The organism is Paenibacillus sp. J31TS4, assembly GCF_018403265.1.
Classification (GTDB): domain Bacteria; phylum Bacillota; class Bacilli; order Paenibacillales; family NBRC-103111; genus J31TS4.
Genome location: NZ_BOSI01000024.1, coordinates 1 through 673 on the forward strand (window position 1 = coordinate 1; position 673 = coordinate 673).

The window sequence follows — 673 nt, forward strand, 5'->3', positions numbered from 1 at the left end:
CAATTACTGGCCGCAGCTGAACGGAATCCCTTCAGAAAGGCTCCGTTCCAAAGCCATCTCGTCAGTCTTGAGATGTACGTTAGCATGTTGCTTCATTATCGAGAGCATCTTACCGCCCTGGAAAAGCAAATGGATGCCCTCGCTAATGAAATGGAAGAATATCAGATTATCCAATCGATCCCTGGTATCGGAGAAAAAATCGCTGCAACGATTATTTCCGAGATCGGTGAAATCGATCGGTTTAATCACCCAAAGAAGCTGGTTGCCTTCGCTGGTGTGGACCCGGGTGTTCATATCTCTGGGAAGTTCACCGCAACCATAAACCGGATTTCAAAGCGCGGCTCGAGCAGGCTTAGGCATTCTTTATTCTTGGCCGTACTCTGTAGCCTCCGACGCACAGGTAGTAAGAAGATGAAGGCTTTTTACGATAAGAAGATTGCCGAAGGAAAGCCGCACAAAGTCGCAATGATAGCCTGTGTGAACAAGATGCTTCACTGGATATATGCTCTGCTTAGACGCAAGGAAACCTTCCTCGACTTGGCCTAGAAGACCAGCGATATGAAAAACCTTCCAGTCACAGATTGGAGGGTTATTTGGCATGCACAGATCTAAGTATAACATCATCTTCTAAAACATTTATTGAAAAATCTTGACAAGCTATTAGCTGGTTTAG

At 45.5% G+C, this 673-nt stretch carries 1 protein-coding gene; it reads left to right on the top strand.

The genetic code is table 11. The features are described 5' to 3' along the window. Positions 1 to 546, top strand: a 546-nt coding sequence (locus tag KJS47_RS23805) for an IS110 family RNA-guided transposase (RefSeq protein WP_213528394.1), incomplete at its 5' end; no start/stop codon positions are given. Between the last annotated feature and the right edge of the window lie 127 nt (positions 547 to 673).